This is a genomic window from Dyella jiangningensis, from assembly GCF_003264855.1.
In the GTDB taxonomy this organism is placed as follows: Bacteria; Pseudomonadota; Gammaproteobacteria; order Xanthomonadales; family Rhodanobacteraceae; genus Dyella; species Dyella jiangningensis_C.
This window is the reverse complement of record NZ_NFZS01000001.1, coordinates 2,431,033-2,446,838: the sequence shown is the minus strand read 5'-3', so window position 1 is coordinate 2,446,838 and position 15,806 is coordinate 2,431,033. Positions and strand designations below refer to the sequence as shown.

16 protein-coding genes are annotated in these 15,806 nt (G+C 64.3%); 8 read left to right on the top strand and 8 right to left on the bottom strand.

Annotated elements, in window-relative coordinates; genetic code table 11:
* Positions 1-94 (bottom strand): transposase (locus CA260_RS10730; RefSeq protein WP_146745325.1); only part of this gene is annotated, 94 nt, incomplete at its 3' end.
* Positions 95-224: 130 nt separating this feature from the next.
* Here CA260_RS10730 and CA260_RS10725 point away from each other — a divergent pair.
* The 5 genes from CA260_RS10725 to CA260_RS10705 all read left to right on the top strand — a co-directional run bounded on the left by CA260_RS10725 (position 225) and on the right by CA260_RS10705 (position 4,793).
* Entirely contained in the window at positions 225-1,022 is a 798-nt protein-coding gene (locus tag CA260_RS10725; RefSeq protein WP_111982917.1) for a hypothetical protein, read from the top strand.
* Positions 1,023-1,379: 357 nt separating this feature from the next.
* On the top strand, positions 1,380-2,012 hold the full coding sequence (locus CA260_RS10720) for a phage baseplate assembly protein V (RefSeq protein ID WP_111982916.1): 633 nt from the start codon (positions 1,380-1,382) through the stop codon (positions 2,010-2,012).
* 9 nt (positions 2,013-2,021) lie between these two features.
* A complete protein-coding gene (locus CA260_RS10715; RefSeq protein ID WP_111982915.1) occupies positions 2,022-2,435 on the top strand; it encodes a PAAR domain-containing protein in 414 nt (137 codons plus the stop codon).
* A 94-nt stretch (positions 2,436-2,529) separates the two neighbouring features.
* A complete protein-coding gene (locus CA260_RS10710; RefSeq protein ID WP_172461789.1) occupies positions 2,530-3,672 on the top strand; it encodes a phytanoyl-CoA dioxygenase family protein in 1,143 nt (380 codons plus the stop codon).
* An 830-nt stretch (positions 3,673-4,502) separates the two neighbouring features.
* Positions 4,503-4,793: a HigA family addiction module antitoxin gene (locus CA260_RS10705; RefSeq protein WP_111982913.1), complete on the top strand. Its 291-nt coding sequence runs from the start codon at positions 4,503-4,505 to the stop codon at positions 4,791-4,793.
* A 163-nt stretch (positions 4,794-4,956) separates the two neighbouring features.
* Here the strand turns inward: CA260_RS10705 and CA260_RS10700 are convergent, their stop codons facing one another.
* A complete protein-coding gene (locus tag CA260_RS10700; protein WP_111982912.1) occupies positions 4,957-5,736 on the bottom strand; it encodes an IclR family transcriptional regulator in 780 nt (259 codons plus the stop codon).
* Between the two features lie 180 nt (positions 5,737-5,916).
* Here CA260_RS10700 and fucP point away from each other — a divergent pair, with 180 nt between their 5' ends.
* Together fucP and CA260_RS10690 are read left to right on the top strand one after the other, a co-directional pair.
* Positions 5,917-7,218: an L-fucose:H+ symporter permease gene (gene fucP, locus CA260_RS10695; RefSeq protein WP_111982911.1), complete on the top strand. Its 1,302-nt coding sequence runs from the start codon at positions 5,917-5,919 to the stop codon at positions 7,216-7,218.
* Positions 7,215-7,565 (top strand): L-rhamnose mutarotase, encoded by a 351-nt coding sequence (locus CA260_RS10690; RefSeq protein WP_111982909.1) that lies wholly within the window; start codon positions 7,215-7,217, stop codon positions 7,563-7,565. The genes fucP and CA260_RS10690 overlap by 4 nt, the downstream gene beginning before the upstream one ends.
* Positions 7,566-8,390: 825 nt before the next feature.
* Here the strand turns inward: CA260_RS10690 and CA260_RS10685 are convergent.
* From CA260_RS10685 to CA260_RS10660, 6 genes are read right to left on the bottom strand one after another with little or no spacing between them, the layout of a single operon-like run.
* Positions 8,391-9,536 carry an alpha-hydroxy acid oxidase gene (locus CA260_RS10685; protein WP_111982907.1) on the bottom strand — a complete coding sequence of 382 codons (1,146 nt, stop codon included), beginning with the start codon at positions 9,534-9,536 and terminating at the stop codon, positions 8,391-8,393.
* Positions 9,537-9,539: 3 nt separating this feature from the next.
* The gene (locus CA260_RS10680) at positions 9,540-10,859 is read right to left on the bottom strand and encodes an enolase C-terminal domain-like protein (protein ID WP_111982905.1); all 1,320 of its coding nucleotides are present in this window, start codon (positions 10,857-10,859) and stop codon (positions 9,540-9,542) included.
* A 52-nt stretch (positions 10,860-10,911) separates the two neighbouring features.
* A complete protein-coding gene (locus CA260_RS10675; RefSeq protein WP_111982903.1) occupies positions 10,912-11,769 on the bottom strand; it encodes a fumarylacetoacetate hydrolase family protein in 858 nt (285 codons plus the stop codon).
* A 13-nt stretch (positions 11,770-11,782) separates the two neighbouring features.
* Positions 11,783-12,529 carry an SDR family oxidoreductase gene (locus tag CA260_RS10670; RefSeq protein WP_111982901.1) on the bottom strand — a complete coding sequence of 249 codons (747 nt, stop codon included), beginning with the start codon at positions 12,527-12,529 and terminating at the stop codon, positions 11,783-11,785.
* 46 nt (positions 12,530-12,575) lie between these two features.
* Positions 12,576-13,424, bottom strand: coding sequence for an amidohydrolase family protein (locus CA260_RS10665; RefSeq protein ID WP_111982899.1), 849 nt, complete (start codon positions 13,422-13,424; stop codon positions 12,576-12,578).
* A complete protein-coding gene (locus CA260_RS10660; protein ID WP_111982897.1) occupies positions 13,421-14,446 on the bottom strand; it encodes an aldo/keto reductase in 1,026 nt (341 codons plus the stop codon). Before CA260_RS10660 ends, CA260_RS10665 begins: the two co-directional genes overlap by 4 nt.
* Before the next feature lie 284 nt (positions 14,447-14,730).
* Here CA260_RS10660 and CA260_RS10655 point away from each other — a divergent pair, with 284 nt between their 5' ends.
* Positions 14,731-15,759: a glucokinase gene (locus CA260_RS10655; RefSeq protein WP_172461788.1), complete on the top strand. Its 1,029-nt coding sequence runs from the start codon at positions 14,731-14,733 to the stop codon at positions 15,757-15,759.
* Positions 15,760-15,806: the final 47 nt, after the last annotated feature.

The following is a 15,806-nucleotide window of genomic DNA, read 5'->3' as shown; positions in this document are numbered from 1 at the left end:
GTCGCTCGGCCACCTCCGTAACGGGGTAGCCACGCTCGCTAACCTGCTTAACCGCTTCAGCCTTAAACTCGTCAGTGAAACGCTTGCTGGTCATAGATCCTCCGATCCTCAATAGACACTATCAGGTGTCTACGGAATCGGGGGCGTACCAAGGTAGTCTTTGAGTGTCGGCTTTTGATCCATGGCTGACATCAGTCAGCAGCATGTATTCGGGAGAATGGATCATGATGTTGCATCGTTGTTTGAGGGTATTTGGTGGCCTCCTGGCCGCATGGTTCGCGAGCCCCTTAGTGCTAGCGATCGAAGCGCATACCAAGCCATTGTTCGATGAACAGTTTGCAAGCAACGTTGCGATGATGCTGGCTGGCCGAGCAACGGGTAGTCACAACTTCTCCATTTCCGGCATCCATTTCGAACCCGTGACCCGCGAATGGGTGATCCAGATTGACGCCGAGGTCGATATCCAGACCGCGAAGCATTTCGTGGCTCGAGTAAACGAATCCACGTCTCTCGCGTGTCTTGAGGCCACTCCATCTGTGGGATGCGTTGCCAAAGAAGATATTCACCAACAGGTGACGACAGCCCGACAGAAAGTGGAGGAACTTGAGCTCGCCAAGAAGTATCCCGCGCCCGACTTGCAGCAGTTGACGGAGGTCGTCCTGCGATATCAAGTGAATGCTGATCGGCTCAGCAACAGAGCCGCGCCAAAGGCCCGTTACTTCGTGAGCATGCCGTCGCCGAGCACCGAAGGAGCGGTGGATCTTCCGCCGGAGAATCTTGCCAAACTTCGAAAGGACGATATCGAAGCCTTTCCAGGGAGCACTTGGACACAGGGCGCGTCGAACGGCTCCATGGCCATACGCTTTGCTGTGGGCCTTCCGATTCGTCGACCGGATGGTAACTATGACGTGACTTACAGCTACTACTGCGGGCCCCTCTGCGCAGGCTGGTACACGGCCGTGGTGGCGCACGACGCTTCTGGGTGGCGCGTGGTGTCTTCGGTCATGAATGCCATCTCCTGAAGGAGCTATCACGAGCAGTCGAGGAAGTGCCAATTGGGGCTGTCCGCTTCATTCTTCCAAACACGAAGCCCAAGCTCGGAGGCTGTCATGGACGGAACGGTTTCAGTGAACGAAGCTATTGACCGGCTGTCGTAGAAATCATCGGCGGCAGTAATGCCAAAGTCCGCTCAAACTTAGGGGCGGTTGCAGTGCTTCAATTCCAGAGCTCGCGGCGGCAGTGAAGGACAGGGACTGTGACGCGATGAACGTGTCCGATTTCGTCGAGAGAGTGGTCCCCAAGCAAGGCACCAGGCCGCATACCGGACAAAATCATGGCGTTCCTTGCGATCCGAAGATATTTACAGGGGTGAGTTGAATATGGTTTCAGACGTCGATATGGCCAAATCCATGCCAGGGCAAGCACTTGGTGGCGTGATGGTGGCTCAGGTCAGTCGGGTCGATGACCCTGAAGGGCTTGGCAGAGTGATCGTTCTGCTCCAGGGCGGCGACGGTCCGATGGAGTCCGGCTGGCTGCCAGTGATGAGTTTCTATGGTGGTCCGGATGGCGGGGCGTTCTTCCTGCCGAAAGAGGGCGATTCGGTGTTGGTCGGTTTTGCCGCCGGCGATGCAAGGCAGGCTTTCGTGCTGGGCTTCCTGTGGAACGGCGGTATCAAGCCGCCGATAGAAGATGCCGCGCGGCACCAGGAGGTTCGCGTGATCAAGACCCGTCAGGGCAAGCAACTGATCTTCGACGATAGCAAGGAAGGTCAGCTCACCTTGATCGATGAACATCAGAACAAGGTGCAGATCGACTCCGCAAAAAACCACATCGCGGTTGAGAGCAAGGGCGACGTCACCATCACCGCGGCCAACACGATGACCTTGAGAGCGAACAAGCTGATGCTTCAGAACAGCTCCGGTACCGTCAGGCTGGAATTGGGCGCAAACGGGCTGCAAGCGATCGGTGGGGCCAGCATGAAACTCAGCGCCGCCGTCATTGACCTCAACTAAGGGGCGAATATGGGAAAGCCAGCCGCAAAAATGGGTGACTCCATCGTCAACGCCGGTGACATCCATATTGTTTTGGTCCCGTCCCCGGGTGGCCCTGTACCCACGCCCCAGCCTTTTCCGTTCCATGGAAAGATCACGACTGGCGTGAGCATCAACGTGCGCATCAACGGCCGCCCGGCAGCCATGGTGGGATCGATGGCCCAGAACACGCCCCCGCATGTGCCCCATCCTGGCGCTTTCCAGGTGCCTCCCACGAACCAGGGCCGGGTGGTCGCGGGAAGCGCCACGGTGCGCATCAACGGACGCGGCGCGGCTCGTGCAGACGACTACTGCGAAACCTGCCACGACATTCCCTATGGCGGACCACAGGCGCCTGCGCCCGTGGTTTTGGTGGTGGGATTGGCGAATGTATTGATCGGATAGCTCGGCGCGTTTGAGTCGCATGCCCCGAGACTGCGTGGCCATGGGGTGGTTTCCTCGGAGGCATGGGAAGCAGTCATTGCCCTCTAGAACATTGATGTTGCGGGAGGCAATTCGGAGTGCCTGGTCGGCTCGGCTGGTCCTTGTGGCTGGTGAATGTCCAGGGCGGCCTTTTCACCATGAAGCGCCTTGCGGCCAACGCGGTATCGCTGAGGTGTGGGCGAGAAAGATTTTCAAGATCACGAGGGACGCGATGGTTGAGGTGGCGACAAGGCTTGGCATCAAGGAGTTGCGTGATTACTGGGCTGCCCAGTGCGTGCCGGGATCCGTGGGGTCGCTGCCGCAGGATGTCGTGAAGACGTTGTTGGCGGGCCTGCGTCTCAACGTGCTCGAAACCTTGCGCTATCTGCATCACGCGAAGCCGAGCTATGCGGAGTTCGAGGCGTGGGTGCTGGAGCGCAATGGCGGCGAACTGGAGGAAGCTTCGCTCGATCGTTTGCGTCGTGCGCTGGCGGGCGAGCGTGTCAGTGCCGAGGTGGGCCATCTCGACGATGTCGAAGGCTTGAGTGCGGACGATCTCGCGCATTGGGACGAGCATGGCTACGTCATTCTGCGCAATGCGATCAGCAAGGAAGCCGCGGAAGCCGCCGAGATGGCGATCTACGATTTCCTGGGAGTGGATCGCGACGACCCGTCATCCTGGTATCGCACGTCGCTGGGCCATTCCATCTGGGTGCCACTGTTGCGGCACCCGGCGCTCGCGGCCAATCGTTACGCGCCGCGCATCCACAAGGCCCACGCGCAGCTGTGGGGGCGTGAAGATCTTTGGGTGACCATCGACCAGGGCGGGTTCAACCCTCCGGAACGCGACGGCTGGCATTTTCCCGGGCCGCATTTGCATTGGGACAGCACGCTTGCCGAGCCGCACTGTCTTGAATTGCAGGGGATCGTCTATCTCGCCGATGTTGCCGAAGACCAGGGCGCGTTCAGTTGCGTACCGGGCTTCCATCGCACGCTGAAGCAATGGCTGCAAAGCGTTCCCGCGGGCGTGGGTGTGCACGATCATGCGAGGCGCACCTTGACGATGAAACCGATTGCCGCCAAACGCGGCGACATGATCATCTGGCATCACCTCCTGCCGCACGGAAGCAGCCCGAATCGCGCGAAGCATCCGCGCGTCGTGCAATACATGTCGTTGCGGCCCACGCGTTTTGCCTATACCGAGCAATGGAAGTCCTGAAGCGATAGAGGTCCGGTCAGGCGGGCGAAACCGAGAGCGAACGGGCAGCATAGCCAGCCCGACCAACATTCGTCCACCTCCGCGGGTCCTGCGTTTTCATCCGGATCTCTGGTCGTTGTGAAGGATCGTCAGCTGTCGCCACGGGTCGATCGTTGGGATGGCCTCTTCGTACGAGACCATGACCCTTCACGCGAGTGTCGAGACGTGCTCTTTGGGCGCGCGGCGAACCTGTCGCGTTGCGCCGTGGCACGCAAGGTCATTGCGGGCCGACACGCCTGTCGGCGCTTGGTTGGCGGGTTGCGTGGTAATCGCTGACAGGCGGAGCGAATGCCGTTTGCTACTTTCGGCGGGCTGCTGCAACACGACGGAGATGCGTTGCAGACGGCCTCGACAGCGATGTCGAGAATCGCGATACGCATGAGGCGCAACTCATGCGTACCGCTGACCATCACCAACTACCTCTGAGTTGACCATGGCTACTCGCGATCATACGGGACGCATTCGCCCGTCCATTCCCCTCGATGGCATCCTCACTTCCTGTTCCGGCAGCTCATGTGCCAAGGGCAGGGCGGCTCATGGCCGTGCGTGTCGGCGAACCCCGACAGCTACGGTCGGCGGCACTTAGATCCTGCACCTCGCGCCGAGAGGCTTGCCGGCAAGCCTGAAGTGAACATTTCCCGCATCCGTTGATCGTTTCCGTGGCGCATCGGCCGGTGTGCCGGTGCGCCACACCTAAGCGATCACTTACATCGGTACCCGGCACGCGCCGACACGGAAGCCTGTAGGGCTTGATCCGTCATTGAGCCGTGCCTGACAGGAAAGGAAGCCCTATGTGCCTTATAAAGCTCGATCCGCTGATGGACTTTGATGTCACGACGCTGCTACGCAGCCCAGGCGACGTGCTGTTGAACGATCACCTCAGGCCTCGCACGATGTCGCTCGCATGGCTGGCGCGTCGCACCGGCATTTCGGTGTCCACGCTACGGCAGATCACGCGGGGCGAGCGACGCATCAATGCCGAATTCGCGGTGCGCCTGGCCTGCGTGATGGACCCGACGGCGGCCTACTGGCTGGTGCTGCAGGCGCGCTACGACCTGGCGAAGGTCGGCGTGAATCGGTAGCACACGGGTGCTTGGACATGGGGCGTGGCGCATGGACTGCCGGGGTGCATGCGCGTCCGGCCGTGGTTGACGCACGGCGCAAAACGATTCGCTCGCCAAGTCTCGGGCGTTATACGCAAAAGCCCGTCCGCGGCGCGACTTGGAGTCGTCGCGCCGTGCATCTTCAATTGCCCAGTGATGGCGTGGGCCGATGGGCCAGCGCTTCCGACACCTCGTTGGCCGCGTCCACGAGCAGCCGGGTGGTGTTGGCCATGTTCATGGCGGAGCCGCGACGTTCGATGAAGGGGATGGTCATCGCACAGGTGGCGCGGCCGTGCTGCATGATCGGCGCGGAAATATCGGTGACGCCGTCGACTACCTGGCTGTGGATGGTGGCGAAGCCGGCGGCGCGGATCTCCTTGATCGCCTTGTCGATGGGCTTGCGGCTCAACTGCGGCTCGTGCGCGATCATCATGCTGAACCAGCGCTCGCGCGTCTCGTCGTCCTGCCAGGCCAACAGCACATGGCCCGAGGCGGAATGGGAAATAGGGCGGCGGTGGCCGACGCGAACCACGAGCCCGATCTCGCCCGGCGGATCGACTCGGGCGATCACCACGATCTGCTCCTGCGAAGGCACGACCAGGTGGCAGGATTGGTCGATGTCGTCCGCCAGCCTGTGCATGATGGGCAGGGCGGTTTCCACCATGCTCTTGACCGGCGGCTGCTCCATGCCGAGTCGGAAGAGTCGCGGCGTGAGCGAGTAGCGGCCCTCGCCATCGGGGCGGCTGATGTAGTCGCGCTCTTCCAACACCTGCAGCATGCGGAAGATTTCGCCGCGCGAACGGCCCACGCCTTCGGAGATCTCCGCGATGGTCAACGGGGCGACGGCGCGTGCCAGCAGTTCGAGGATGTCCAACCCTTTGTCCAGGGCGGGGGCACGATATTTGGGAGACTCTGCGGCCATGGGCGTCCGTGATGGTGGTGGCTCGTCGCTTGCAATGCGGCGGGCGAGGGATCAGGTTCCGTGTATCGCGATGCTGCGGTGCAACTTGTTATACCAGTAAATTATAAGTTCATATTTGCACATTCGCCGCGCCCGGTGCAGTAGGGGCCCGCATTCGCCACTCGTCGGAGGATGACATCTATGCACCCACCAGCCGCGTCGACAACGGCCAGTGGTCACTCAAGCGGCGCCACGCCGCTGTTCCCCCTCGCGTTGATCGTAAGTCTTTTCTTTCTGTGGGGTGTGGCCAACAACCTCAACGATGTGCTGGTGGCGCAGTTCAAGAAGGCCTTTACGCTGTCCGACTTCCAGGCGGCGCTGGTGCAAAGCGCCTTCTACCTCGGCTATTTCATCGTCGCGCTTCCTGCCGGGGCGTTTATGCGGCGATACGGCTACAAATCCGCGGTGCTGTTCGGCCTGTGCCTGTATGGCGTGGGCGCCTTGCTGTTCTGGCCGGCGGCGGCCTATGCCACGTATGCCATGTTTCTTGCGGCGCTCTTCGTCATCGCCTGCGGGCTCGCCTTCCTTGAAACATCGGCCAACCCCTATGTGACCTTGCTCGGGCCGGCATCGTCGGCGGCGTCGCGGCTGAACCTTGCGCAGGCCTTCAACCCGCTCGGATCGATCACGGGCGTGCTGATCGGCCAGCAGTTCATCTTCACCGGCGTGGAGCACACACCGCAGGAACTGGCCGCCATGGGCGCCGGCGCTCGGGATGCCTTCATGAAGAGTGAGGCGGCTGCGGTGCAGCTGCCTTACCTGGTTATCGGCCTTGGTGTGCTTGCGTGGGCCCTGGTGATCCTGGTGACGCGCTTTCCGTCGGTTGCGAACCGGGAAGAGGGCGAGCCCGCAGCACACGGTGTGCTGAAGCGCCTGTTGCGTGATGGGCGATTGCTCGGCGCCATTGCGGCGCAGTTCTTCTACGTGGGCGCGCAAGTCGCCGTGTTCAGCCACATGATCCGCTACACCCAGGCGACCGTGCCCGGCACGACGGCCAAGGAAGCGGCAGGTTTCGTGACGGCGGGGCTGGTCTGCTTCATGGCCGGCCGGTTTGCCGGCGCGGGGTTGATGAAGCATCTGAAGGCGTCGCGCGTGCTCGCGCTGTTCGCGCTGGCCAATGTGTTGCTGATGGCGGTGGCGGCATTCATGCCCGGGCGGCCGGGCATCTATGCGCTGGTGGCATCGAGCTTCTTCATGTCGGTGATGTATCCGACCATCTTCGCGCTGGGCGTGGAAGGCAAGGGCGATGACGAACGCAAGTTCGCCGCGGCCCTGCTGGTGATGGCCATCATCGGCGGCGCCGTGCTCACCGCGGCCATGGGCGTGGCGTCGGATCGCGTCGGTATCGCGCACTCGATGCTCGTGCCGGCCGTCTGCTTCATCGCGATCTTCCTGTTTGCGCAGCAGCACTGGCAGCGCGTCACCGCCGGGGTGACGGCATGACCTGGCAATGCCTCGCGTTGGATTTGCGCGACGATCCCATGCTGATCGCCGAATACGAACGCTGGCATCGCCGAGAGAACATCTGGCCGGAGATCGTGGCGTCAATTCGCCAGGCGGGCATTCTCGACATGCAGATTTTCCGCACGGGCACGCGACTGGTCATGCTGATGCGCGTGTCGCCGGATTTCGACGCCGACGCCAAGGCGGCCGCAGATGCGGCCAGCGAGCGCGTGCAGGCGTGGGAGGCGCTGATGTCCACCTACCAGCAGCCGTTGCCGTGGGCGGCGGCAGGGCAGAAGTGGGTGCCGATGCAGCGGATTTTTGATTTGGCGGAGTGTGTGGGCTGACGGGATGCGTGCGGAGCAGTTGTCTTTTGTAGGAGCGCACCCAGTGCGCGAAAAGCCTGCGAAGCGGTGTGATTGGGGTGCTGCGGTCGCGCACTGGGTGCGCTCCTACAGGGAGGGGCGGTAAGGCTTTCTCGAGCACCCGCCCCTCACCCAGCCCTCTCCCCGGATGGGGAGAGGGGGTGCGCGAGGCTGTGCCGCGTCGTTGCGTTGGTGGAAGTCGGGTAGGTGTATTGAATGTCGCGCCGCTGCTTTTGTAGGAGCGCACCCAGTGCGCGATAAGCCTGCGAAGCGGTGCGGTTGGAGTGTTGCGGTCGCGCACTGGGTGCGCTCCTACAGTCGAGGCGGTCAGGTTCTTGTCGCGAGCATCCATCCCTTCGCCCCGACTCTCTCCTGGCAGGTAGAGAGGAAGGAACATGGAGACGCTGACGGCGTGCCACGTGACTGTCCTTGTCTGTGGGAGCGCACCCAGTGCGCGATAAGCCTACGGAGCGGCGCGGTTGGAGTGCTGCGGTCGCGCACTGGGTGCGCTCCTACAGCGGTAGGGTGTTGTGTCGCGAGTATCCATCCATCTCCCCGGAGACGCGTGGCCCATTTGAGATTCTCGGTGCTGGTGCCGAACCGCGTGGCCGCTTTTCTGTAGGAGCGCACCCAGTGCGCGATAAGCCTACGGAGCGGTGCGATTGAAGTTCCGCGGTCGCGCACTGGGTGCGCTCCTACAAAAAAGGTAGGTGGTTCTTTCGCGAGCGGCCGCCCCTCACCCCAACCCTTTCTCCGGAGGGGACAGGGAGAAGGGCGGGCGGGATGTGCGATGGGTTGTTCCGCGGCTCAGGCGCCGCGCCAGATCACGTCGGGTGAGATACGTGTGGCGTCGCGTTGTCCGGTTAGCGCCATGGTGACGCTCAGTTCGCGGCGGACCAGTTCGATGGCTTGCGTCACGCCTTGTTGGCCATTTGCGCCGAGGCCGTAGAGAAAGGCCTTGCCGATCAGGCCTGCGCGGGCGCCCAGTGCCAGCGCCTTGAGCAGGTCCTGGCCGCTGGTGATGCCGCTGTCGAACAGCACTTCGGTGCGGCCTTCAACGGCGTCGACGATCGAGGGCAGGACGTCGATGGTGCCGGGTGCGCCGTCGAGCTGCCGTCCGCCGTGGTTGGAAACCACGATGGCATCGACACCATGCTGGACGGCAAGCCGCGCATCCTCCGGATCCAGGATGCCTTTCACGATCAGCTTGCCCGGCCATTCCTCGCGGATCCATGCGAGGTCGTCCCAGTTCAAGGTGGGGTCGAACTGGCTGGCGATCCATTGCGCCAGCGTGGTGAGACTGTCCGCGCCGCCGATGCGTCCCTCCAGGTTGCCGAACGAACGACTGGGCGCCTTGAGCACGTGCCATATCCAGCGCGGTTTGCTGGCGATGTCGAGCAGGTTGCGCAGCGTGACCTTGGGTGGCACGGACAGGCCGTTCTTGATCTCGCGATGCCGTTGTCCCTGCACGGTGAGGTCCGCGGTCAGCATCAAGGCCGAGCATTGCGCTGCACGCGCACGCCGGATCAGTTCGCGCGTGAAGCCGCGGTCGCGCATCACGTAGACCTGGAACCAGAACGGCGTATCGCAGGCGGCGCGCACCTGCTCGATCGAGCAGATGGACATCGTGCTGAGGCAGAACGGAATGCGCGCCTCGGCGGCGGCGCGTGCGCCATGGATTTCGCCGCTGCCGTGCTGCAGCCCGGTCAGTCCGGTCGGGGCGATGGCCAACGGCATGCTGACCGGTTCGCCCAGGATGGTGGTCGCCAGCGAGCGGTTGTCCACGTCCTGCATGACGCGCTGCCGAAGCTGCAGGCGATCGAGTGCGCGCCGGTTCTCGTGCAGCGTGGTTTCATCGTACGAGCCGCGGTCGGCGTACTCGAAGAACGCCCGAGGTACTCGCCGACGCGCCATGGCGCGCAGGTCGGCGATGTTGGTCACCGGCGTTTTCATGGTTCACCCCATCGCTGTCTTGGGAGCGTTCTTCCATACGATGCCATCGGGGAAGAGATGATCGCGCACCGAGGCCTCGTGCATGCGTGCGGAGAACCCCGGCGCATGGGGTGCCTGGTAGCGTCCGCGGGCGATCGTCACCGGTTCCACGAAATGTTCGTGCAGGTGGTCAACGAATTCGATCGCGCGATCCTCCTTCTTGCCGGTGATGGCCACGAAGTCGGCCATCGCCAGGTGCTGCACCAGTTCGCATAGTCCCACGCCGCCGGCATGCGGAAAAACGCGTACGCCGAAATGGGCGGCCAGCAGCAGGATGGCGAGGTTCTCGTTGACGCCGCCGACGCGCGCCGCATCGATCTGGATCAGGTCGACGGCCTGCGCCTGCAGCAGTTGCTTGAAGAGTACGCGGTTTTGCCCGTGTTCGCCGGTGGAGATGGGAATGGGCGCCACGCCGCGGCGGATGGCGGCGTGGCCGAGCACGTCGTCGGGGTTGGTCGGTTCTTCGACCCACGCAAGGCCGATGTCCTTCAACGGCTTGAGCCAGTCGATGGCCGTCTGGACGTCCCAGCGCTGGTTGGCGTCGACGGCGATGGCGACGTCCGGGCCCACCGCTTCGCGCGCAAGACGGCAACGGCGCAGGTCGTCCTCCATGCGCAGGCCGACCTTGAGCTTGATGGTGCGAAAGCCATCGGCCACGGCCTTGCGCGCGAGTCGTTGCATCTTCTCGTCGGAATAGCCCAGCCAGCCCGGCGAGGTGGTGTAGGCGGGATAGCCTTCGGCTTCCAGCTGCGCGATGCGCGCCTGCTTGTGCGGCTCGGCGTCGCGCAGCATCGCCAGCGCCTGCTCGGGCGTGAGCGCGTCGGTGATGTAGCGAAAGTCGACCTGTTCGACCAGTTGCTCGGGCGTCATGTCGGCAATGAAGCGCCACACGGGCTTGCTCGCCATGCGTGCGGCCAGGTCCCACGCGGCGTTGATGACGGCGCCGATCGCCATGTGCATCACGCCTTTTTCGGGGCCCAGCCAGCGCAGCTGCGAATCGCCGTTGAGCTGCCGCGCGAATGCGCCAAGGTTGCCGGCGATGTCGCTGACGCTGCGGCCGACCACCATAGGGCGCAGCGCGGCGAGTGCGGCGGTCTCGATCTCGTTGCCTCGGCCGATGGTGAACACGAGTCCGTAACCGGCCAGGCCGTCGGGTGCGTCGGTCTTCAGCACGACGTAGGCGGCGGAGTAGTCCGGATCCGGATTCATGGCGTCCGAGCCGTCATGCGCCAGCGACGTGGGAAAGCGCACGTCGTAGGTTTCGAGGGCGGTAATCTTCACCATCGTGACCGGCCTCCCGTGCCGGGAACGGAATAGGGGAAACGGCGCACGGCGCTCATGCGCGCGACGCGGAATGGGCGACCACGTCCTGTCGCTGTCGCCCAAGGCCTTCGATGCCCAGTTCGATCACGTCGCCGGGTTTGAGATAGGTCGGCGGATGCAGCCCCAGGCCGACGCCGGCGGGCGTTCCCGTGCTGATGACGTCGCCCGGCATCAGCGTCATGTAGCGGCTGATGTAGCTCACCAGGTGCGCCACGCCGAACACCATCGTGCGCGTGTTGCCGTTCTGGTAACGATGGCCGTTCACTTCCAGCCACAGGGAGAGGTTCTGCGGATTGGGAACTTCGTCCTTGGTGACCAGCCAGGGGCCGATCGGCCCGAACGTGTCGCAGCTCTTGCCCTTGACCCACTGGCCGCCGTGTTCGAGCTGGAATTCGCGCTCGGACACATCGTTGATGACCGCGTAGCCGGCGACGTAGTCGAGGGCGTCGTCGATGGAAACATCGCGGGTCACCTCGCCGATGATCACGCCCAGTTCCACTTCCCAGTCGGTCTTCACCGAGCCGCGCGGGATCACGATCGCGTCGTTGGCGCCGCCGATGGCCGTGGTGGCCTTCATGAAGAGCACGGGCTGCTCGGGTACCGGTGCATGGGTTTCCGCGGCGTGGTCGGCGTAGTTCATGCCCACGCAGAGCATCTTGCCGACATGGGCCACGGGCGTGCCGAAGCGGGGCGAGCCTTCGACCAGCGGCAGCGTGGAGGCATCGAGTGCCATCAGGCGGCGCAGGCCTTCGCGGCCGAGCACGTCGGCGGAGATGTCGTCGATGACGGCGGAGAGATCGCGGATCAGGCCGTGGCTGTCGATCAGGCCGGGCTTTTCCGCGCCGGGTGCTCCATAACGGCAGAGTTTCATGCGGGTACTTCCATCAGTTCGACCAGCCGCCATCCACGACGTGGATGGTGCCGGTGGTAAAGGACGATTCGTCGGAGGCGAGATAGAGCGCGAGTGCGGCGATTTCCTCGGGTTCACCGAGGCGGCCCATCGGCTGCCGGGAGGTAAAGCCGCGCCAGGCCGCTTCTTCATCGCCACCCAAGGCGCGCACGCGCTCGCCGAGCGACGGTGTTTTCACCGTGCCCGGGCAGATCGCGTTGCAGCGGATGCCTGCCGCCACGTAGTCGGCGGCGATGGCGCGTGTCAGTCCGATCACGGCCGCCTTGGTCGTGCCGTAGGCAAAACGGTTGGGCACGCCCTTGATGCTCGACGCGACCGAGGACATGTTGATGATGCTGCCCGAGCCCTGTTTCAGCATGCCGGGAAGCAGCGCGCGGCACAGGTGGAACATGCTGTCCACGTTGATGGCGAACGAGCGCCGCCAACTCGCATCGTCCGTATCGAGGATCGTGCCGGCGTGCACATAGCCCGCGCAATTGAACAGCACGTCGACGCGCTCGACGGATGCGGCCAGCGACTGGATCGCGCTCGCATCGGTGACATCGAGGAGCTGCGTGCGGATGCCCTGATGGCTGGAGGCGAGGGCGGCGAGACTGTCCTCGCTGATATCCGTCGCCAGTACCTGGGCACCCGCTTCGGCGAAGGCGAGGGCGGTGGCGCGACCGATGCCGGCGCCGGCCGCCGTCACCAGGGCGTGCTTGCCTGCGAGGCGCCCGCTCACGGTTCGCGTCCCATGGTGATTGAAGTCGAGCCCACGGAATGAGCGTTCATGCCGTTCTCCCTGATGCCGTCGTGCAGTCGTTGAGTGAGTAGGTCGCCACGGCGGTGGCGCCGAACACCGCGGCTTCGTGGCGTGGCGCAAAGCGGCGCACCAGTTGCTGCGCGAGCGCCTTCCACTGTTCGTACGATGCGTGCGTGGTGAGCACGGGCCAGTCGCTGCCCCACATCACGCGCCGGCCGCCAAAGCTTTCGAAGACGTGCGCGACGAAAGGCTCGATGGCGGCCGCATCGGCGCCCGTGCCGGTCAGCGTCAGCAGGCCGGACAGCTTGCAGGCGACGTCCGGCACCTGGGCGACGCGTGCGATCGCACTGGCCCATTCGGCGAATTCACGGTCGGCGATGTTTGGCTTGGCAGCGTGATCGACCACTGTGATCAGGCCCGGATGCCGGGTCAGTCGATGGGAGAGCGCACGCAGGTGGCGATTGTCCACCAGCGCATCGAAGACCAGCCCGTGATCGCGCAGGCAATCGAAGGCGCGATCGAGCGAGGGGCGGGCCAGCCATTCGATATCCGGGATGTCCTGCACCATCGGGCGAATGCCGCGCAGCAGGCCTTGTCCTTGTTCGACGAGGGCGGCGATGCGTTGCGTCGCATCGTCCGCCTCCATGTCCACCCAGCCGACGACACCGAGCACGTCATCGGTCTGTCGTGCCAGGTCGAACAGGAACAGCGTCTCGCGCTCATCCGGCGCGGCCTGTACGAGGATGCAGGCGTCGTGCGTCGCCGCCATGTCGGGCGGAAGAAACGCGCGCTGCAGCGTGGCCGGTGCATGCGCCAGCCAGCCGTATTGCAGTCGCGACGGATCCCAGTAGTGGCGGTGCGCGTCGATGATCATGGCGTGGGCGCCTCCGCATCGAGCAGTCCGGCCTCGACCAGCGCCGTCCAGGTGGCGGCGGGAACGGAGGTGCGGACGCGTTCGACGGCGCTGTCCACCTCGGCGGTGGAGCGCAGGCCGCACACGACGTTCGTCACCGCCGGATGCGCCATGGGGAACTGCAGTGCGGCCGCGCCCACGCTGGCGCCGGTGCGCGCGCATACGTCATAGAACCGTTGCGCGCGCGCCTTGATGGCGGGCGATGCCGGTGCGTAGTCGTAGGTGTCGCCGGGGCCCGCATCCGCGCCGAGCAGGCCGGAGTTGTAGGGGCCGGCGACCAGTACCTTCACGCCATCGGCCTGTGCCTTCGCCATCACCGACTTGCTGTGCGACTGTTCGAACAGCGTGTAGCGACCGGCCAGCATGATGGCGTCGAGCGGAAAGCGTCGCATCACTTCCAGGCATACGGCCTCTTCGTTGACGCCAAGGCCGATGCCACCGACGACGCCCTGGTCGCGCAATTCCGCCATGGCTGGCAGCGCCTCATCCAATGCCTGAGCAAGCACCTGGGGGTGGCGCGGGCCATGGGTGAGTTCGCCGATGTCGTGCAACAGCAGCAGGTCGATGCGTTCGGTGCGAAGCCGCCGGATGCTGCTTTCCAGGCTGCGAAGGATGCCGTCGCGCGTGTAATCGAAATACGCACGGCGCCCGTCCACCGCAAAACCGTCGGCGCGATCGTGGCGGCCGTGAGCCGTGTCGATGAGTCGGCCCACCTTCGTCGACAACGTATAGCTGGAGCGCTCGATGCCTTGGAGAGCGTCGCCGATGCGCGTTTCGCTCAGGCCATAGCCGTAATAAGGGGCGGTGTCGAAGTGCCGGATGCCTTCGCCCCACGCGTGCCCGATCGCCGCCAGCGCGGCGGCGTCATCCACGCCCGTGTACAGGTTGCCGGCGGGCGCCCCGCCGAAGGCGAGGGACGCGAGCCGGACATGGCCGGCATCAGGCTTCCCGGACTGCCCGTGGTCTTTGTGCTGAACCGGCATCAACGCTCCCTGACCCGCCTCACGCGAGGCGAATGAAGTGTGCAAGCGGGCCCGGCCGGCTGGGCCGGGGCGCCTCCACGGCATCCTACTACTTGTGCACATATAAAAACTAGGTTTATATATGATCGCATGGCGGGGCGGGAATCCTGACGCGCCGCACGCGATCCCGCGCATGGTTGCGATCCGTGGCCTTCTTGGGATCGCCTTGATTCCTTTATGTATCAGGCGGGCATGTCCAGCGGGGTGGGGTGATGATGCCGTTGTCGGATGGGGGCCATGAGGCCATGCAGACCGATCGAGCCACGGACCTCAGCGAGCCGATCCCGATCAGCCGTCTGGACGGCCGTGACTCGATGGCTTCGTCCTTTCTCGCGGCCGATGTGGGCGGCACGCATGCACGCATCGGGCTGGTAGTGCCCCATGCCGCCACCGGTCGGCCCGACCTCATTGCCTACCGGACCTATCGCTGTGCCGAGTACGGCTCGCTGGCCGGGATTCTTGGCGACTTCTGCCGCCACCATGCCGTCCATCCGGACGCGCTGGTGCTGGCCTGCGCGGGGTTCGTCGATCGCGGCGCCGTCGTCAACGAGAACCTGGCGTGGCCCATCACGCTGGAGCAACTGAAGGCGGATGCCGGGTTTGCCTCCATCGACGTGCTGAACGACTTCGAGGCGTTCGCGCACGCCGTGGGCCACTTTGGTCCGCGCGATGCGGTCTCCATCGTGGACGGCACCGCGGATCCAAAGGGTGCCGTCGTAGTCGTTGGCCCCGGAACCGGGCTGGGCGCGGCGCTGTGGCTGCCCGGTCGACCGGTTCGCGTACTGCATACCGAAGCCGGGCAGATGGAATTGGCCGCCCGTCCGGGCATCGAGCAGGCCATTCGCGCCGAACTGGGGCCGGTCGATGGCTACGTGTCCTACGAGCACGTATTGAGCGGCCCGGGGTTGCGCCGCCTCTATCGCGCCGTGGCCGCGGTGCGGTGCGCGCATGCATCGTTGGCGGATCCCAGCGAAATCACCGCCGCCGCGTTGGCGGGCACCGATGCCGTGGCGATGGAAACCGTCGACTACTTCTGTCGCTGGCTGGGCGCCTTCTGCGGAGACGTGGCCGTTGCCTTCAATGCGAGCGGCGGCGTTTGCCTCGCGGGCGGTTTCCTTGCGCGCCTTGCGAGCGTGCTGCGCGCCGGTCCATTCGCCGAGCGCTTCATGGACAAGGGTGTGATGCGTTCGTTCCTGGACAGCACGCCGGTATTCGTGGTCGAACACGGCCAATGGGGCGTGCTCGGCGCTGCGAATTGGAGGATGAGCCAGTGATGCCGTGCCCGGCGCGAGGACGCGATTCCCATCATGCGGAGTCATGT